Here is a 17,133-nt window from a genome sequence, read left to right as displayed (position 1 = left end):
CTCATGGCGGCCCAGGTACGCGTTCTTCGTCAACGGATCCGGTCGGCGAAGGGGATGAAGAAGATCACCAAGGCGATGGAGCTCGTGGCGACGAGCCGGATCGCCAAGGCCCAGGCCCGGGTGCAGGCGTCCCTGCCGTACTCCCAGGCCATCACCGGCGTGCTCACCGCGCTGGCGTCCAACGCCCGGATCGACCACCCGCTGCTCACCGCGCGTGAGCAGGTGCGGCGGGCGGGCGTCCTGCTGGTCACCAGCGACCGGGGCCTGGCCGGCGGTTACAGCTCCAACGCGATCAAGACGGCGCAGTCGCTGATCGCCCGGCTGCGCGCCGAGGGCAAGGAGCCCGTGCTCTACGTCATCGGCCGCAAGGGCGTCGCGTTCTACCGGTTCCGGGAATGGCCGATCGAGGCGAACTGGACGGGCTTCTCGGAGCAGCCGACGTTCGCCGACGCCCGCGAGGTGGGTGAGACGCTGATCAAGGCGTTCACCGCCGGCGCGGACGACACCGACGGCGACGCCGGGGCGGACGGGGTGCTGGGGGTCGACGAGCTGCACATCGTCTACACCGAGTTCCACTCCCTGATGACCCAGAACCCGGTCGCGAAAATCATCGGCCCGATGCAGGTCGAGGACCGGCCGAGGTCGGAGGGCCTGCTCCCGGCGTACGAGTTCGAGCCGGAGGCGGAGGTGCTGCTCGACGCGCTGCTGCCGAAGTACATCAACACGCGGATCTACGCGGCGTTGCTGGAGTCGGCGGCGAGCGAGTCGGCGGCCCGACGGCGGGCGATGAAGAGCGCCACCGACAACGCCGAAGAGATGATCGAGAAGTACACGCGTGAGATGAACTCGGCCCGCCAGGCCGGGATCACCCAGGAGATCAGCGAGATCGTCGGCGGCGCGAACGCGCTCGCCGCGTCGGGAAGTGAAGTGTGATGACTGTATCCGCAGTTGCTGGTGGACCAGCTGAGACCAAGACGGCCACGGGTCGCGTGGTCCGGGTCATCGGCCCGGTCGTCGACGCCGAGTTCCCGCGCGACGCCATGCCGGCCCTGTTCAACGCCCTGCACGTCACCGTGATGCTCTCCGGCGGTGAGAAGACGCTGACCCTGGAGGTCGCCCAGCACCTGGGTGACAACCTGGTCCGCGCGATCTCGATGCAGCCGACCGACGGCCTGGTCCGCGGCACCGAGGTGCGCGACACCGGCTCGCCGATCACCGTGCCGGTGGGCGACGCGGTCAAGGGCCACGTCTTCAACGCCCTCGGCGAGTGTCTCAACCTCACCGAGGGCGAGACGCTGAACGCCGACGACCGGTGGGGCATCCACCGCAAGGCCCCGGCCTTCGCGGACCTGGAGCCGAAGACCGAGATGCTGGAGACCGGCATCAAGGTCATCGACCTGCTCGCCCCGTACGTCAAGGGCGGCAAGATCGGCCTGTTCGGCGGCGCGGGCGTGGGCAAGACGGTGCTCATCCAGGAAATGATCACCCGCGTGGCGAACAACTTCGGTGGCACGTCGGTCTTCGCCGGCGTGGGTGAGCGCACCCGTGAGGGCAACGACCTCATCGCCGAGATGACCGAGTCCGGTGTCATCGACAAGACCGCGTTGGTCTTCGGTCAGATGGACGAGCCGCCGGGCACCCGGCTGCGCGTCGCCCTCTCCGCGCTGACCATGGCGGAGTACTTCCGCGATGTGAAGAAGCAGGAGGTGCTGCTCTTCATCGACAACATCTTCCGCTTCACCCAGGCCGGCTCCGAGGTCTCCACCCTGCTCGGCCGCATGCCGAGCGCCGTGGGTTACCAGCCGACCCTGGCCGACGAGATGGGCGAGCTCCAGGAGCGGATCACCTCCGTCCGGGGCCAGGCCATCACCTCGCTGCAGGCGATCTACGTGCCGGCGGACGACTACACCGACCCCGCCCCGGCCACCACGTTCGCCCACCTCGACGCGACCACCAACCTGGAGCGGTCGATCTCCGACAAGGGCATCTACCCGGCCGTGGACCCGCTGGCGTCCTCGTCCCGGATCCTCGCCCCGGAGTTCGTCGGCGCCGAGCACTTCGCGGTCGCCACCGAGGTGAAGCGGATCCTGCAGAAGTACAAGGACCTGCAGGACATCATCGCCATCCTCGGCATCGAGGAGCTCTCCGAGGAAGACAAGATCACCGTGCAGCGCGCGCGGCGGATCGAGCGCTTCCTGTCGCAGAACACCTACGCCGCCGAGCAGTTCACCGGCGTGCCGGGTTCGACGGTCCCGATCGCCGAGACCATTGAGGCGTTCAAGAAGATCAGCGAGGGCGAGTACGACCACTTCCCCGAGCAGGCCTTCTTCATGTGCGGTGGTCTGCAGGACCTGGAGCAGAAGGCCGCGGAGCTGATGAAGTAGACGGCCGTCACACCATCGAAGACCGCCCCGGTAGCCACCGGGGCGGTCTTCGCTCATCTACAGGCCCTATGATCTCCGCTGTCCGGTTGCCGAGCCGGTGGTTATGACGTGGGCGGGGTACCGTCGATCCACGCCGTCCCCCGGCGAGTGACAAATACTGCAACCTTTCGGCTGCGTGCGCCCGTCTCCTCTTCGTGGGCGTGACGAACGGAGATGCTCGTGGGTAAGGCCGGTAAGGGCGGCGGGAAGAAGCCGTCGGTGTGGTCTGGCGTGCCAAGGTGGGCGCGGATGTGCACGGTGTTCGGCGCCGCGCTCATGCTGCTCAGCGGCGCGGTGCTGGTGGGCTACGAGGCGCTGGTGTCCCGGTACGAGGGCGCGGTCGGCAAGGGCGACCTGTTCGGCGACCAGGCCGCGGGCGCCCAGGAGCGCAAGAGCAACATCAAGGGCCCGCTCAACATCCTGCTGGTGGGCATCGACCCGCGCGATGCGGAGACCCCGCCGCTGGCGGACTCGGTCATGGTGCTGCACGTGTCGACCGAGCTGGACCGGGCGTACCTCTTCTCGCTCCCCCGCGACCTGCGGGTCGAGATCCCGAAGTTCAGCAAGGCGGATTTCCACGGCGGCACCGACAAGCTCAACGCCGCGATGTCGTACGGCAGTCGGGTGCCTGGGCAGAACCCCGACGCCGCCCGCGGCTTCGAGTTGTTGGCCAAGACCGTGCAGCAGGTGACCGGGATCGAGCGCTTCGACGGCGGCGCGATCATCAACTTCACCGGCTTCCAGAAGATCGTCGACGCGATGGGCGGCGTCGACATGTACATCGAGCGCGAGGTGCGCTCCGAGCACCGCGAGCCGAGCGGGGTGCACCGCAAGGGCAATCCCTACGGCGATGGCTACATCGGCCCCCAGGCGGTCTACAAGAAGGGCAACCAGCACCTCAACGGCTGGCAGGCGCTGGACTACGTCCGGCAGCGGTACCCGAAGAACGGCGTCCCGGACGCCGACTACGGCCGGCAGCGGCACCAGCAGCAGTTCATCAAGGCGATGGTCAACCAGGCGTTCAGCGCCGACGTGGTGACCAACCCGATCAAGCTGGACAAGGTGATCCGGGCCGCCGGGCAGTCGCTGATCTTCAACGGCCGGGGCAGCAGCGTGATCGACTTCGCGATCGCCCTCAAGTCCACGCGCGCCGACAACGTCGAGCTGATCAAGCTGCCGGCGGAGAACATCGGCACCGGGTCGGCGTACCGGGGGGAGCGGCTGCTGCCCGAGGCCGAGGACTTCTTCACCGCCCTGAAGAAGGACCAACTGGACGCGTTCCTGCTGGAGCATCCGGACTTCCGCAACAAGACGAAGTAGCGCCCGGTGGCGTGGTCCGGGCGCGGGTGGCGCAGCTTACGCCACCCGCGTTCGGCGTCCGCGGGGGGCGCGACTAGACTTTCCACAATCCGCCGCCGCAGCAAGGAGACAGCGTGGCAAAGCAGCTTCACGTCGAGCTCGTAGCCGTCGAGGAGAAGGTCTGGTCCGGCGAGGCCGAGATGGTCGTCGCCCGGACGACCGAGGGTGAGCTGGGTGTGCTGCCGGGGCACGCGCCCCTGCTGGGCCAGCTCGCCGAGCCCGGCCAGGTCCGGATCAAGCTGGCCGGCGGCGAGCAGGTCTCGTACGAGGTGGCCGGTGGCTTCCTTTCCGTGAGCAGCGAGGGTGTCACCGTTCTCGCCGAGAGCGCCACCCCGGTCTCCGCCTCGCAGAGTCGCTGAGCCGACCCCCCGATGGAGATCGTGGAGGGGATCGGGATCGGCTTCGCCGCCGTGATCGCCGCTCTGCTGATTCTCTTCGTCCGACGGGCGCTGGTCACCCGTACCGGCGGGATCATCCGGCTCAGCGTCCGGGTCTCCACGATGCTCGACGGCCGGGGCTGGTCGCCCGGTTTCGGCCGGTTCGCGGGCGATGAACTCCGGTGGTACCGGATGTTCTCCTTCGCCCTGCGCCCCAAGCTGGCGCTGTCCCGCAAGACCCTGGTGGTGGAGCGCCGGCGGCTGCCCGAGGGGCAGGAACGCCTCTCCATGCCCGCCGACTGGGTGATTCTGCGGTGCACCAGTGAGCACGCCCCGGTGGAGATCGCCATGGCCCGATCCACCGTCACCGGCTTCCTCTCCTGGATCGAGGCCGCCGCACCCGGAGCGGCCTCGCCCCGCCTGGCATCCCAGGACTGGCCCGCCGCCTGACCCACCCCACCCCGTGCCACACCCCGGCCGGTGTCCCCGCCCTGCCCTGCCCCGGCGATCTTGCACTTAGGGCCCGGGCGTAACGGACAAAGGGCGCGCTATCGGGGCCCTAACTGCAAGATCGCCGGGGGCCTGGGGGTGCGGGCACCCTGGGGTGCTGTGTGGGGTCAGGTTGGGGAAGCGGTCAGTTCGATCTCGTAGCCCTGGGGATTCGTGAGGTAGGCCGCGTAGGTGTTTGGGCCACCGGCGTGCGGGTGGCGGTCCGGGAAGAGCAGCGTCCAGCCGTGGGCCGGCGCGGCCTCGACCAGCCGGTCCACGGCGGCCGGTGGCCCGGTGTGGAAGGCCAGGTGGTTCAGGCCCGGGGCGAGCCGGTCGTGGTTTCGCCCGGACAGCGCGGGGGACTCCTCCAGCACCAGGTACGTCGGGCCGAGCCGCCAGGACCGGCCCGCCGGCCACTCCTGGAACGGCGTCCAGCCCAGCTCGCCCAGCAGCCAGCTCCAGCCGTGCACCGCGCCGGCCAGGTCGGGTACCCAGACCTCGACGTGGTGCAGGGCCCCGACCGGGGCGCGGTCGGTGTCGACGCTCAGCGCTTACCGCCCGGCACCCACAGCACGTCTCCTGCCGGATTTGCCGTTCTTGACAGGATAAAGAGCAGATCGGAGAGCCGGTTGAGATACTTTGCCGGGAGGATGCTGGTCCGGTCGGGGTCCTGCGCGACCAGCGCCCATGCCGCACGCTCGGCCCGCCGGGCGATCGTCCGTGCCACGTGCAGCAGCGCCGCTCCTGCGGTGCCGCCGGGGAGGATGAAGGAGTCGAGCTTGCTCAGGCGTGCGTTGTACTCGTCGCACCATCCCTCGAGACGGTCCACGTACTCCTCGGTGACCCGCAGCGGCGGGTACTCCGGGTCCGGCTCGACCGGGGTGGACAGGTCGGCGCCGACGTCGAACATGTCGTTCTGGATCGACCCCAGCACCGCCCGTAGCTCGTCGTCGAGCTGCCCCAGCGCGATCGCGACGCCGATCGCGGCGTTGCACTCGTCGACGTCCGCGTACGCGGCGATCCGCGGATCGGTCTTCGGCACCTGCTCGTTGTTGCTCAACCTGGTCATGCCGGCATCGCCGGCCCTGGTGTAGATGCGCGTGAGGTGGACGGCCATGACGCACAGCCTACGGATACCCGACCTGACCATCCCCGATCGGCCGGCCCCGACCCGGCCGACCGGGGTCGGTCCCGGCGACGCCGGGGACCCGGCGGTCAACGACGTCGACGTCATCCGGGTCTCCGGGAACGCCCGGCTCGCCGGGACGGTGCACGTCGTCGGGGCGAAGAACTCGGCCCTCAAGCTGATGGCCGCCGCGCTGCTGGCCCCTGGGCGCAGCGTCATCACGAACGTCCCCCGGATCACCGACATCGCCATCATGGGCGAGGTGCTGCGCCGGCTGGGGTGCGGCGTCCGGTTCGACGCGGACGAGCCCGTCGACCCGATGGTGGCCCGGGGCGGGGTGGCCCGGTCCCGGTCGGTCACCATCGACGTGCCGGACCGGCCCGGCGCGGAGGCCGACTACGACCTGGTTCGCCGGCTGCGCGCGTCGATTTGCGTGCTCGGCCCGCTGCTGGCCCGCCGGGGGTACGTCCGGGTGGCCCACCCCGGCGGGGACGCCATCGGCTCCCGAGGGCTGGACATGCACATCGCCGGGCTGACCCGGATGGGCGCGGACATCTCCGGCGAGCACGGCTTCGTCATCGCCGCCGCCCCGGGCGGCCTGCACGGCGCGGACATCGTGCTCGACTTCCCCAGCGTCGGGGCCACCGAGAATCTGGTGATGGCCGCCGTGCTGGCCCGGGGCACGACGGTGATCGACAACGCGGCCCGGGAACCGGAGATCGTGGACATCTGCTCGATGCTGATCCGGATGGGTGCCCGGATCGAGGGGGAGGGCACCTCCACCCTGCACATCGATGGGGTGCCGGGGCTGCGGCCGGTGCGGCACGCGACCGTCGGCGACCGGATCGTCGCCGGGACCTGGGCGTTCGCCGCCGCGATGACCCGGGGGGACGTCACCGTGACGGGGATCGACCCGGGCTTCCTGGAAGTCGCGCTGGACAAGCTGATCTGCGCCGGTGGGCTGGTGGAGACCCGCAGCGACGCCTTCCGGGTACGGGTCGACGAGCGCCCCCGGGCGGTGGACGTGGTCACCCTGCCCTACCCGGGCTTCGCCACCGACCTGCTGCCGATGGCGATCGGGCTCGCCGCAGTCAGCGACGGCGCGTCCCTGATCACCGAGAACATCTTCGACGGCCGGTTCATGTGCGCCAACGAGATGATGCGGCTCGGCGCGGACATCAAGACCGACGGCCACCACGCCGTGGTCCGCGGCCGGGACCGGCTCTCCGGGGCACCCGTCCGGGCCACCGACATCCGGGCCGGCGCCGGGCTGATCATCGCCGGGCTCTGCGCCGACGGGGTCACCGAGGTCTCCCACGTGCACCACGTCGACCGCGGCTACCCGGACTTCGTCGCCGACCTGCGGGCGCTGGGCGTGAAGGTCGAACGCGGCAGCGTGCCGGAGGAGCCGGCGCTGGAGATCTGACCGCGGCAGATCTGACCGCGGCGCGGTCCCGGCCGCCGCTGGTCGCCTGTCTGCCGGCGGTCGCCTGCCGGCTGGCTTAGCCATCGTTCAGGGTCGCCGATAGGGTGAGGCAGACACTCAATCAGGCGAGGGAGAAGCAGATGGCGGGTCGACTCGCGGTCGTCGGGGCCGGGCTGATGGGCTCGGGCATCGCCCAGGTGGCGGCGCAGGCGGGCTGGCAGGTGACGCTGCGGGACCTGGACGACGCGGCCACCGGGCGCGGACTGGCCGGCATCCGGAAGTCGCTGGAGAAGTTCGCCGAGAAGGGCAAGATCGAGGCCGCCGAGGTCGAGGCGACGCTCGGCCGGATCACCCCGACCACCGACCTGGAAGCGGTCGCCGACGCGGACATCGTCGTCGAGGCGGTGTTCGAGCGGCTGGAGATCAAGCACGAGGTCTTCCGGGCGCTCGACAAGATCTGCAAGGCCGACGCGGTGCTCGCCACCAACACCTCGGCCATCCCGGTCACCCAGATCGCCGCCGTGACCGAGCGCCCGGAGGCGGTCGTCGGCACGCACTTCTTCTCCCCGGTGCCGATGATGAAGCTCTGCGAGCTGGTGCGCGGGTACAAGACCAGCGACGAGACCCTGGCCACCGTGAAGGCGTTCGCCGAGGAAATCGGCAAGACCGTCGTCGTGGTCAACCGGGACATCGCCGGGTTCGTCACCACCCGGCTGATCGCAGCCCTGGTCGTCGAGGCGGTCAAGCTGGTCGAGTCCGGCGTGGTGTCGGCCGAGGACCTGGACACGGCCTGCAAGCTCGGCTTCGGCCACGCGATGGGCCCGCTGGCCACCACCGACCTGACCGGCGTGGACGTGCTGCTGCACGCCTCGAAGAACATCTACACCGACACCGCCGACGAGAAGTTCTTCCCGCCGGAGCTGCTCCAGCGCATGGTCACCGCCGGCGACCTGGGCCGCAAGACCGGCAAGGGCTTCTACACGTACTGACGCCGCACCGGCCCCCTGATCCGTTCCCCGCCCGGGGCTGGGTCAGGGGCGCGGCGGCGTGAGGGCGGCGGCCAGGAACGAGAAGGCCGCCGGGACGACAGTGCCCCAGTAGACGAAGTTGTGTCGGCCGTCGGCGTACTCGGCCCGGGCCGGCGGCTCGGGCAGGGCGCGGGCCAGCGCCCGCACGTCGCGCAGCAGGCCGTCCTGCCGGCCGCACCAGAGCCCGACCGGCGTGCCGCGCAGCCGATCCACGTCGGTGAACACCGCGTCCCCGGGGCGTACGGCGGGGGAGAACGCGGCCACCGCGCGCAGCCAACCGGGGAAGGTCTCGGCGAGCAGCAGCGATCCGAAGCCGCCCATCGACCAGCCCCAGGCAGCGACGCGGCTGGTGTCGAAGCCGCGCTCGGCGCACCAGGCCGGCAGCTCCTCGCGCACCATCCGCTGCGGGTCGTCCGCACCGGAGCGCCGCCAGGAGAGCCGGCCGCCGGTCGCTCCGGCGAGTGCGAACGGCGGAGCGCCCCGCTGCACCGCGTCCGTGAGGAACCGGGCGAGCCCGAAGCGCGCGAAGTCGCGCGGGGTGGCCGATGCGCCGTGCAGCACCAGGCAGACCGGCAGCCCTCGCCCGTCGCCGTGCCCGGCCGGCACGGCCGTCCAGAAGTCGACGGCTCGGCCCCGGGCCGCCGACTGCCGTCGGATCAGCCGCTCGTCGCCGGCCGGGGCGTCGGGCAGCGCCGGTGCCGGCCCCGGGCGCGGGCGGGTCAGCTTCTGCGCCGTCGCGCCGCCGGCCACGGCCAGCGCCGTTGTGGCGGCCCCGGCCAGGAGCAGCCGTCGCCGCGTCAGTCCCGCCACCACCGGCACAGTCTGCCAGCCCCGTTCTCGGCCCGCCGCCCCGCTGGACGCGGGATCACCCCCGCGTGCGGCGGGGAACAGGAACAGACCGTATGTAGCGATTGGCGAAGCCGGGATCACCCCAAGGTGCGCGGCGAACAGAATGCGAGCCCCGCCAGGATCGACGACACCGTCGGAGCACCCCCGCGTGCTGGGAGCATGCCTGCGCCGGACGGGGCGCGCCCGCTGTGGTGGGGTCACCCCCGCGTGTGAGGGAACGATCCCGCCCGAAGTTCAGCTACCTTCCGGGAATCCCGTTCCGCTCCTTGCGGATCACCCGAGATCCTGGCCAGGGCCTCAATCTCACCGATCCTCAACTATGTCTCCTCTCCCGTGCGTGCCCCGGGAGGTCGCCGCTACGCCGCCCCATGCCGCCCCGTACACCGGGCAGTCGGGTGGCGGCCTGACGAATGCGCCCCCCACCCGGTCGGGGACCTGCCCTTCGGCTCCTATGGAGCTGCCCCGTCCACGCTCCCGCTCCACCGATAGCACAAACGGGGCAGCTCCATAGGGACCAACGCAGGGCAGGCCGACCCGGCAGGGGTCGATGGTGTCGGCAGCGCGCGCGTCCCCTGGGGCCGGCCAAGCCGGAGACCCTCACGACTTTGCCGGGGCAGCCGCAGGGCCGCCTCGTCCAGCACCACCCAGAGCTTTGGTGGACTGTCGGTGGCCTGCCGGCGCATCCGCAGCTCGACCCGGCGGTCCACCTGCTCGGCGGAGGCGTCCGGATGCTCGGCGCGGATGACGGCGCGGGCGTAGTCGGCTGTCTGGAGCAGGCCCGGTATCAGTTGCGGTTCGAAGGCGCGGATCTCCGACGCTTCTGCCTCCAGCCCGACGTAGACCTCGAACCAGTCCGGCAGCACGTCGTCGTACGCCTGCCACCAGCCCCGCTTGCGGGCGTCCCGGGCCACCTGGGCCAGTGCGTCGACTCGGCTCAGCGCTGACTTCGAGACTCCCGGAGGCCGAGGACGCGGTGAGGGGCGGGCCGGTGGGGGCGGGGCTCCCTCAGCCGTCGCGCTTGGTGGTCCAGCGGAAGGTGGTGAGGCAGAGCACGAGGCCGATCACGCACCACAGGGCGAGGACGAGGGCGACCCGGCCCAGCTCGAAGGACCCACCCGGCTCCTGGGCGCCGAAGCTCTCGGGCAGGAAGACCGCCCGCAGCCCCTGGCACATCCACTTGAGCGGGAAGAGGGCCGCCACCTGCTGCATCCAGCTCGGCAGGTTGGTGAAGACGAAGAAGACCCCGGAGGTGAACTGGAGCACGAGGGCGATGGGGGTGACCACGGCCGAGCCGCTGCGTGCCGTGCGGGCCAGCGAGGAGATCGCGATGCCGCACAGGGTGCACGCGGTGACCCCGAGGAGGGAGACCCAGCCGAAGGTGAACCACTTGGCGGCCGTGCCGGGCAGATCCAGGTCGAACACGGCGACCGAGACGGCGAGCAGCAGGGCGGTCTCGGCGACGCTGATCGCCACCACCATGAGCACCTTGCCGGCGAACCACACCCACTTCGGCATCGGGGTGCCACGGTAGCGCTTGAGCACCCCCCGGTCCCGCTCGATCGGGATCCAGATGCCGAGGTTCTGGAAGCTCCCCGTCATCAGGCCGGTGGCGATCATGCCGGTGATGAAGTACTGCGTGTAACTGACACCGGGGGCGATCTCATCGCTGAAGATGGCCGCGAAGATCAGGATCATGATGATCGGGAAGCCCATCGTGAACACGACGGACTCCCGGCTGCGCATGAACTGGGTGATCTCCAGCCGGCCCTGGCGCAGGGCGAGCGCGCCCGCCCCGAGCCGGCGGGCCGGTGCGGCGGGGTCGACCGGGGCCGCCGGCCTGGTGGTGGTGGTCATCAGTGTCCGATCATCTTCAGGTAGACGTCTTCCAGGGTCGGCCGGGTCACCGTCAGCCCGGGGACCTCGCCGCCGAAGCGCGCGGCCAGCTCCGCCACCAGGTGCGTCGGCGTCGCGCTCTCCGCGGTCTCCACGACCCCCTCGGGGGTACGCCAGGAGACCGTCGCCAGGGCCTCCTGCCGGTTGCCGAGCCGGTTCGGCGGGGCCACCTCGACCAGCCGGCCGGCGGCGATCACCCCGACCCGGTCGGCCAGCGCCTCGGCCTCGTCCAGGTAGTGGGTGGTGAGCACGATGGTGGTGCCGGCGGCGGTCAGGTCCCGGATCAGCTCCCAGAACTCGCGCCGGGCCTCCGGGTCGAAGCCGGTGGTCGGCTCGTCCAGGAACAGCAGCTCGGGTCGGCCGATGATGCCGAGCGCGACGTCGAGGCGGCGCTTCTGCCCGCCGGAGAGGGTGTGCGTGCGGGCCTTCGCCTTGGCTCCCAGGCCGACCCGCTCGATGACCTTCGCCGGGTCGTCGGCGTCGGGGTAGAAGCCGGAGAAGTGCGTGACCAACTCGGCGACGGTCAGTTCGTCGAACTCGCCGGTGCCCTGGAGCACGATGCCCACCCGGGACCGCCAGTGCGGCCCGGGGCGGGCGGGGTCGCTGCCCAGCACGGAGACCTCGCCGGCGTCGCGCTGCCGGTAGCCCTCAAGGATCTCCACCGTGGTGGTCTTGCCCGCGCCGTTCGGCCCGAGCAGGGCGAACACCTCGCCGCGGTGGACCGCGAGATCCACGCCCGCCACCGCGACGTTGTCGCCGTACGCCTTGCGCAGCCCCCGGACGGAGATTGCGAGCTCGTCATCCATGCCGTCAAGTGTGCGTCGTGCGGGCCGGTCGGCGGCGCCCGGGGTGCCGGCCGTTCCGCGCGTTCCGGTGCTGTTCGGCCCGCCGCGTCCCATGGATCTGTGCGGTTTTTCACCAACCCAGGTGACTTAACGGTAACTTAGACTCCCGCCATGGACGAGAAGGCTCCCCCCGGCCGGCTTCCCGAGCGCGAGCGTCCGTGGGTGATGCGCACCTACGCCGGGCACTCCTCGGCCACCGCGAGCAATGCGCTCTTCCGCCGCAACCTGGCGAAGGGGCAGACCGGCCTGTCGATCGCCTTCGACCTGCCCACACAGACCGGGTACGACCCGGACCACGAGTTGGCCGCCGGCGAGGTCGGCCGGGTCGGCGTGCCGGTGGCCCACCTCGGCGACATGCGGGCCCTCTTCGACGGCATCCCGCTCGCCGAGATGAACACGTCCATGACCATCAACGCGCCAGCGATGTGGCTGCTCGCCCTCTACGGCGCCGTCGGCGCGGAGCAGGGCGCCGAACTGGCCCGCTGCGCCGGGACCACGCAGAACGACATCATCAAGGAGTACCTGTCCCGGGGGACGTACATCTTCCCGCCGGCCGCCTCGCTGCGGTTGACCGCCGACGTCATCGCGTACACGCTGCGGGAGATGCCCCGGTGGAACCCGGTGAACATCTGCTCGTACCACCTTCAGGAGGCCGGCGCGACGCCGGTGCAGGAGGTCGGCTTCGCCCTGGCCACCGCCGTCGCGGTGCTCGACGCGGTGCGCGACGCCGGCCAGGTGCCGGCCGAGCGGATGGGCGACGTGGTCGCCCGGATCTCGTTCTTCGTCAACTCCGGGGTGCGCTTCGTCGAGGAGATCGCCAAGATGCGCGCGTTCGGCGCGCTCTGGGACGAGATCACCCGCGAGCGGTACGGCGTCACCGACCCGAAGCAGCGCCGGTTCCGGTACGGCGTGCAGGTCAACTCGCTCGGCCTGACCGAGGCCCAGCCGGAGAACAACATTCAGCGGATCGTGCTGGAGATGCTCGGCGTCACCCTGTCCCGGGACGCCCGCGCCCGGGCGGTGCAGCTCCCGGCCTGGAACGAGGCGCTCGGCCTGCCCCGGCCGTGGGACCAGCAGTGGTCGCTGCGCATGCAGCAGGTCCTCGCGTACGAGTCGGACCTGCTCGAATACCCGGACCTGTTCGCCGGCTCGCACGTGATGACCGCGCTGGTCGACGGGATCGTCACCGGGGCCCGGGCGGAGCTGGACAAGGTGCTGGAGATGGGCGGCGTGGTGGCGGCCGTCGAGACCGGGTACCTCAAGAGCGCGCTGGTCGGCTCGCTGGCCGAACGCCGCCGCCGGCTGGAGGTCGGCACCGACGTGGTGGTCGGCGTCAACCGGTTCACCGAGACCGAGTCGTCGCCGCTGACCGCGTCCGGGGCCGAGGCGATCGAGCAGGTCGACCCGGCGGTCGAGGCGGCGGCCGTGGCCTCCGTACGCGAGTGGCGGTCCGGCCGGGACGGAGCGGCGGTCGACGCGGCGCTCGACCGGCTGCGCGCGGACGCCGTGACCACCGCGAACCTGATGCCGGCGACCCTGGCGTGTGTGCGGGCCGGGGTGACCACCGGCGAGTGGGCCGGCGCGCTGCGCCAGGTCTTCGGCGAGTACCGGGCGCCGACGGGGCTGGCCGGCGCGACGACCGGGGTGGGTGGCGACAGCGGCCTGGCCGCCGTCCGGGAGCGGGTCGCCACCACCGCCCGCGAGCTGGGCGCCGGCCGGCTGCGGCTGCTGGTCGGCAAGCCCGGCCTGGACGGGCACTCCAACGGCGCCGAGCAGATCGCGGTACGTGCCCGCGATGCCGGCTTCGAGGTGATCTACCAGGGCATCCGGCTGACCGCCGGGCAGATCGTCGCCGCCGCCGTGGAGGAGGACGTCGACCTGGTCGGCCTGTCCGTGCTCTCCGGCTCGCACCTTGACGCCGTGCCGGCGGTGCTGAACGGCCTACGGGCCGCGGGCCGGGGCGACCTGCCGGTCGTGGTCGGCGGCATCATCCCGCCCGGCGACGCCGAGGCGCTGCGCGCCGCCGGGGTGGCCCGGGTGTTCACGCCGAAGGACTTCGCGCTCACCGGCATCATCGACGACCTCGTCACCGTCGTCCGCGCCGCCAACGGCCTGTGAGCAGGGTGCCCGGTACGGGTGTCAGCGGCCGTCGTACGTCATGCAGTCGGCCATGTCGTTGTCGGGGCCGACCCGGATCGCAGGGGCGTGGCACTCCAACTGGGAGTTGTGCCGGCAGTCCGACCGCTGACACGCGCCCACCTGGGCGATAAGCGACTCGATGCCACCGCGGACCGGCATCTCGACGAAGGTGTGGCAGTGGGCGTGGTCCGCGCTGCCGATCGTGATGGCGAACGCGTGGCAGTCGCCGGTGTTGTTGTAGGCACAGGCCGCGACCACGCATTCCTGGACGCGGGGCATCTCCATCGCCGTAGTCATGACGACCTCCTCTGGGCTCTCATCGACTCCTCTCCGACATTAGGCTTTTGTCGTATTTGATGTTGATGATTGGCCAGCCCGGCCACCCGGCCGGGTCGGCGCCACCCGGCCGTCGAGGGCCTGGTCGATCGGCGCAGCCACCCCGATCGGGCCCGGCCGTGGTCAACCGGCGGGGCCGGGCGGCGTCGCCGCCAGCACCTCGGAGAGCGGAGCCGGCGTGAGCCCCCGGTCGGCCAGCCCGGCCAGGATGTGCGGCAGCGCCTCGTCCGTCATCGGGGCGTTCGCCTCGGTGACGTGCAGGACCACGACGGAGCCGGGGCGTACCCGGGACAGCACCGCGTCGACGATCGGCCGCCAGGACCGCGCGAACGGGTCGCCGCTGACCACGTCACCGTCCACCACCGTGACGCCCAACGGTGCCAGCTCGGCCAGGGCCGCGCGATCGTGGCAGAGTCCGGGGAAGCGGAAGTACCGGGTCTGCCGTCCGCCGTACGGGGCGATCACGTCGAAGGTCCGGGCCACGTCGGCCGCCATCCGCTGCCGGGGGATCGTCGGCAGTTGGTAGCAGTCCGCGGTGAAGGCGAGATGGCCGTACGTGTGGTTGGCCAGCTCGAAGCGCGGGTTGGCGGCCAGGCGACGGGTGACGTCGGGGTACTCCTCGACCCACTTGCCGGTCAGGAAGAAGGTGGCCGGCACCCGTTCCCGCTCCAGCAGGTCGACGATCGCCAGGTTCGCGTACGACCGGACCGCTCCGCTGCGTAGTTGGTACCGCATCGCGTCGGTCATGTCCGCATCGAAGGTGAGCGCCACCTTGTCGCCGGTGCGCGGTCCGTGGTCCACCACCGGCGGCCGTCGCCCGGTTCGGCTCGCACCCGGCACCGTCGCCGTCCCCGGGTCGGGCCTGCCGCTCGGCGCGGGTGGCGGTGCCGACGGTGCCGGCTGTCCGGTCGGCTTCGCCGAGTCCCCGGCCGGGGCGGTACGCGGGCTGCCGGACCCGGTTGCGGCCCCCGAGGGCGCCGGCGCCCAGACAATGGCGGTGTGACCGGTTTCGCGTACGGGGATCGGCGCGGCCAGCAGCGCGGCGACACCGGCCAGGGCGGCGAGCGTCGCCACCAGGGGGACGCGGGAGTTCTTCACAGGCACCGGCAGATGATCTCAACGGACCACCCCCATCCGCTGACCCCCACCCACCCGGACTCCGACGCAAACCTCTTGATCACCGCGCCAGGGCCGGGAGTGGGCGGGGCCTGGGTGAGGTTGGGGTGTTTGGGGGGTTTGGGGGTGTGACCGGGGGCATCCGTCCGGCGGAACATGGGCCGGCCCGGGGTCGTTACACATGGCAGACGATCGAGTAGCGCACCCCGCTGCTGAACCGCCCGACCCCCCGTGACCCCTCGGGGAATGCGGGTCGGCCGCCGGTCGTTACACATGGACCCGCCGCCACCAGCACCCCCGGGCGTGGATGAGCCGCAGGACAACTTCCCCCCTTGATCTGTTGGGCGCCTCGACGTGGTGCTCACACCCCCGCCCCTCCCCAAGGGGCGGCGTGTGTCGACCCCCGATTAGGAGACACCCCCATGAACACGATCATGCGTAAGAGCGTTCTCGGAATCGCTGGACTCGCCTTCGCCGGCGGCGTGTTCGCCGGCCCCGCCACCGCCCACGCCACCCCCACCACCGAATCCACCCCGACCACCGCCGTCGCCGTACAGGCCGACAAGCCGGGCCTCGACAAGGGCAAGCTGATCCCCCACGGCGTGCAGGGCGACCAGTCCCGCATCCAGCTTGACGACGAGCAGACCGCCAACGTCAAGGCGATCATCGCCGCCACGAAGAAGGCCGGCATGGACGAGCGGGCCGCCGTGGTCTCCATCGGCACCGCGTTGCAGGAGTCGAAGCTGGAGAACCTGGGTCACCTCGGTGACCGCAACGACCACGACTCGCAGGGCCTGTTCCAGCAACGCCCCACCTCCGGCTGGGGCACGGTGGAGCAGATCACCGACCCCGAATACTCCACCCTCGCGTTCCTGAAGGGTCTGAAGCAGGTCGACGGGTGGCAGGACATGCCCCTGACCGAGGCCGCGCAGACCGTGCAGGTCTCCGCCTACCCCGACCACTACGCCCAGTGGGAGCAGCAGGCCGCCGACCTCGTCGCCGAGCACTGGAACAGCTGACCCACCGAACAGCCGACCGGCCGGGCCCCCCGACAAAGGGGGGCCCGGCCAGTGGCATCTGCGGGAACGAAGTTCAGGTGGGCGGGTGATCAGACGCGGAAGCCGGCGGCGCGGGCGGCCTGGCGCTCGCGGCGGCGACCCTTACGGCGGCGAAGGAACCAGAAGAGGAAGAGGACGAAGCCGACCAGGAAGGCCAGCACCAGCACCGGCAGGATGATCGCGACCAGGGACATCACGATGCTCGTGGCGTCCTCGGCGGTGCTCGCGACCGGGGCGCCCACACCGGCGGTGGTCGCGTTGATCACCGGGCGGGCGGCGGACTTGAGCAGGTGTACGCCGAGGGCGATGAGCACGCCGGTCACCACCGGCACCCACTGGCTGGACGAGAAGAACTGGTCGGGATCGCTGACCGTGACCGTCTCGGAGCTGGAGCCGGCACCGAAGGCCAGCCCGCCGGCGGTCGGCCGCACCACCGTCTGGACGACGTCGTTGACGTGGTCGACGACCGGCACCTTGTCGGCGACGACCTCGACGGTGAGCAGCACCGCGAGGATCACCATGACCCAGCCGTTGCCGAGCCACTGCCAGCCGCTGGGAAGGTCGATCAGGTCGGTGAAGCGGGCCAGTAATCCCATGGTGAGCAGGGGTATGTAGGCGTTCAGGCCCGCCGATGCGGCGAGCCCGGTACCAGTGAGCACTTCGAACACC

17 protein-coding genes and 1 pseudogene are annotated in these 17,133 nt (G+C 71.2%); 9 read left to right on the top strand and 9 right to left on the bottom strand.

Annotated elements, in window-relative coordinates:
• Nucleotides 1-3: 3 nt before the first annotated feature.
• From ACQPZO_RS25250 to ACQPZO_RS25230, 5 genes are all read left to right on the top strand, one after another.
• Nucleotides 4-933, top strand: coding sequence for a F0F1 ATP synthase subunit gamma (locus tag ACQPZO_RS25250; protein WP_433344448.1), 930 nt, complete (start codon nt 4-6; stop codon nt 931-933).
• Nucleotides 933-2,384 carry a F0F1 ATP synthase subunit beta gene (atpD, locus tag ACQPZO_RS25245; RefSeq protein ID WP_433344447.1) on the top strand — a complete coding sequence of 484 codons (1,452 nt, stop codon included), beginning with the start codon at nt 933-935 and terminating at the stop codon, nt 2,382-2,384. The genes ACQPZO_RS25250 and atpD overlap by 1 nt, the downstream gene beginning before the upstream one ends.
• A 213-nt stretch (nt 2,385-2,597) precedes the next feature.
• Complete coding sequence (locus tag ACQPZO_RS25240) at nt 2,598-3,743, top strand: LCP family protein (protein WP_433344446.1); 1,146 nt, start codon at nt 2,598-2,600, stop codon at nt 3,741-3,743.
• Nucleotides 3,744-3,856: 113 nt separating this feature from the next.
• Complete coding sequence (locus ACQPZO_RS25235; protein WP_350884447.1) at nt 3,857-4,141, top strand: F0F1 ATP synthase subunit epsilon; 285 nt, start codon at nt 3,857-3,859, stop codon at nt 4,139-4,141.
• Nucleotides 4,142-4,153: 12 nt separating this feature from the next.
• The gene (locus ACQPZO_RS25230) at nt 4,154-4,609 is read left to right on the top strand and encodes a DUF2550 domain-containing protein (RefSeq protein ID WP_433344445.1); all 456 of its coding nucleotides are present in this window, start codon (nt 4,154-4,156) and stop codon (nt 4,607-4,609) included.
• Nucleotides 4,610-4,776: 167 nt separating this feature from the next.
• On the opposite strand, the gene ACQPZO_RS25225 is transcribed toward ACQPZO_RS25230, so the two are convergent.
• Together ACQPZO_RS25225 and ACQPZO_RS25220 are read right to left on the bottom strand one after the other, a co-directional pair.
• Nucleotides 4,777-5,118, bottom strand: coding sequence for a VOC family protein (locus ACQPZO_RS25225; protein ID WP_433344444.1), 342 nt, complete (start codon nt 5,116-5,118; stop codon nt 4,777-4,779).
• Nucleotides 5,119-5,192: 74 nt separating this feature from the next.
• Nucleotides 5,193-5,765: a cob(I)yrinic acid a,c-diamide adenosyltransferase gene (locus ACQPZO_RS25220; RefSeq protein ID WP_433344443.1), complete on the bottom strand. Its 573-nt coding sequence runs from the start codon at nt 5,763-5,765 to the stop codon at nt 5,193-5,195.
• Here ACQPZO_RS25220 and murA point away from each other — a divergent pair.
• Together murA and ACQPZO_RS25210 are read left to right on the top strand one after the other, a co-directional pair.
• Nucleotides 5,764-7,200 (top strand): UDP-N-acetylglucosamine 1-carboxyvinyltransferase, encoded by a 1,437-nt coding sequence (gene murA / locus ACQPZO_RS25215; protein ID WP_433344442.1) that lies wholly within the window; start codon nt 5,764-5,766, stop codon nt 7,198-7,200. The two genes, ACQPZO_RS25220 and murA, sit on opposite strands and share 2 nt — an antisense overlap.
• Nucleotides 7,201-7,340: 140 nt before the next feature.
• On the top strand, nt 7,341-8,189 hold the full coding sequence (locus ACQPZO_RS25210) for a 3-hydroxyacyl-CoA dehydrogenase family protein (RefSeq protein ID WP_387015750.1): 849 nt from the start codon (nt 7,341-7,343) through the stop codon (nt 8,187-8,189).
• Between the two features lie 42 nt (nt 8,190-8,231).
• Here the strand turns inward: ACQPZO_RS25210 and ACQPZO_RS25205 are convergent, their stop codons facing one another.
• From ACQPZO_RS25205 to ACQPZO_RS25190, 4 genes and pseudogenes are all read right to left on the bottom strand, one after another.
• Nucleotides 8,232-9,041, bottom strand: coding sequence for an alpha/beta hydrolase (locus ACQPZO_RS25205; RefSeq protein WP_433344441.1), 810 nt, complete (start codon nt 9,039-9,041; stop codon nt 8,232-8,234).
• A gap of 647 nt (nt 9,042-9,688) precedes the next feature.
• Nucleotides 9,689-10,015, bottom strand: a pseudogene (locus ACQPZO_RS25200) (Scr1 family TA system antitoxin-like transcriptional regulator); the annotation flags it as partial.
• Nucleotides 10,016-10,082: 67 nt separating this feature from the next.
• The gene (locus ACQPZO_RS25195) at nt 10,083-10,931 is read right to left on the bottom strand and encodes an ABC transporter permease (protein ID WP_433344440.1); all 849 of its coding nucleotides are present in this window, start codon (nt 10,929-10,931) and stop codon (nt 10,083-10,085) included.
• Nucleotides 10,931-11,776, bottom strand: coding sequence for an ABC transporter ATP-binding protein (locus tag ACQPZO_RS25190; protein ID WP_433344439.1), 846 nt, complete (start codon nt 11,774-11,776; stop codon nt 10,931-10,933). Before ACQPZO_RS25190 ends, ACQPZO_RS25195 begins: the two co-directional genes overlap by 1 nt.
• A gap of 150 nt (nt 11,777-11,926) precedes the next feature.
• Between ACQPZO_RS25190 and ACQPZO_RS25185 the strand changes: the two genes are divergently transcribed.
• Nucleotides 11,927-13,933, top strand: a complete 2,007-nt coding sequence (locus tag ACQPZO_RS25185) for a protein meaA (protein WP_433344438.1) — start codon at nt 11,927-11,929, stop codon at nt 13,931-13,933.
• A 21-nt stretch (nt 13,934-13,954) separates the two neighbouring features.
• Here ACQPZO_RS25185 and ACQPZO_RS25180 read toward each other — a convergent pair whose 3' ends face one another.
• Nucleotides 13,955-14,251: a DUF1540 domain-containing protein gene (locus ACQPZO_RS25180; RefSeq protein WP_433344437.1), complete on the bottom strand. Its 297-nt coding sequence runs from the start codon at nt 14,249-14,251 to the stop codon at nt 13,955-13,957.
• 162 nt (nt 14,252-14,413) lie between these two features.
• Complete coding sequence (locus ACQPZO_RS25175) at nt 14,414-15,394, bottom strand: polysaccharide deacetylase family protein (protein WP_433344436.1); 981 nt, start codon at nt 15,392-15,394, stop codon at nt 14,414-14,416.
• 434 nt (nt 15,395-15,828) lie between these two features.
• Between ACQPZO_RS25175 and ACQPZO_RS25170 the strand changes: the two genes are divergently transcribed.
• Nucleotides 15,829-16,425, top strand: a complete 597-nt coding sequence (locus ACQPZO_RS25170; protein ID WP_433344435.1) for a hypothetical protein — start codon at nt 15,829-15,831, stop codon at nt 16,423-16,425.
• A gap of 89 nt (nt 16,426-16,514) precedes the next feature.
• Here ACQPZO_RS25170 and ACQPZO_RS25165 read toward each other — a convergent pair whose 3' ends face one another.
• Nucleotides 16,515-17,132: a DUF4126 domain-containing protein gene (locus ACQPZO_RS25165; protein ID WP_433344434.1), complete on the bottom strand. Its 618-nt coding sequence runs from the start codon at nt 17,130-17,132 to the stop codon at nt 16,515-16,517.
• Between the last annotated feature and the right edge of the window lies 1 nt (nt 17,133).

The sequence above is a fragment of the Micromonospora sp. CA-111912 genome (assembly GCF_050948415.1).
Lineage (GTDB): Bacteria > Actinomycetota > Actinomycetes > Mycobacteriales > Micromonosporaceae > Micromonospora.
Note: the sequence above shows the minus strand (reverse complement) of the source record. Positions and strands in the feature narration are given on the sequence as shown.

What these genes read in the sequence shown, in the direction of transcription:
- ACQPZO_RS25250 (WP_433344448.1), top strand. Translation starts at nt 4, where the DNA reads ATGGCGGCCCAGGTACGCGTTCTTCGTCAACGGATCCGGTCGGCGAAG.
- atpD (WP_433344447.1), top strand. Translation starts at nt 933, where the DNA reads ATGACTGTATCCGCAGTTGCTGGTGGACCAGCTGAGACCAAGACGGCC.
- ACQPZO_RS25240 (WP_433344446.1), top strand. Translation starts at nt 2,598, where the DNA reads ATGCTCGTGGGTAAGGCCGGTAAGGGCGGCGGGAAGAAGCCGTCGGTG.
- ACQPZO_RS25230 (WP_433344445.1), top strand. Translation starts at nt 4,154, where the DNA reads ATGGAGATCGTGGAGGGGATCGGGATCGGCTTCGCCGCCGTGATCGCC.
- murA (WP_433344442.1), top strand. Translation starts at nt 5,764, where the DNA reads ATGACGCACAGCCTACGGATACCCGACCTGACCATCCCCGATCGGCCG.
- ACQPZO_RS25220 (WP_433344443.1), bottom strand. Translation starts at nt 5,765, where the DNA reads ATGGCCGTCCACCTCACGCGCATCTACACCAGGGCCGGCGATGCCGGC.
- ACQPZO_RS25210 (WP_387015750.1), top strand. Translation starts at nt 7,341, where the DNA reads ATGGCGGGTCGACTCGCGGTCGTCGGGGCCGGGCTGATGGGCTCGGGC.
- ACQPZO_RS25195 (WP_433344440.1), bottom strand. Translation starts at nt 10,931, where the DNA reads ATGACCACCACCACCAGGCCGGCGGCCCCGGTCGACCCCGCCGCACCG.
- ACQPZO_RS25190 (WP_433344439.1), bottom strand. Translation starts at nt 11,776, where the DNA reads ATGGATGACGAGCTCGCAATCTCCGTCCGGGGGCTGCGCAAGGCGTAC.
- ACQPZO_RS25185 (WP_433344438.1), top strand. Translation starts at nt 11,927, where the DNA reads ATGGACGAGAAGGCTCCCCCCGGCCGGCTTCCCGAGCGCGAGCGTCCG.
- ACQPZO_RS25180 (WP_433344437.1), bottom strand. Translation starts at nt 14,251, where the DNA reads ATGACTACGGCGATGGAGATGCCCCGCGTCCAGGAATGCGTGGTCGCG.
- ACQPZO_RS25170 (WP_433344435.1), top strand. Translation starts at nt 15,829, where the DNA reads ATGAACACGATCATGCGTAAGAGCGTTCTCGGAATCGCTGGACTCGCC.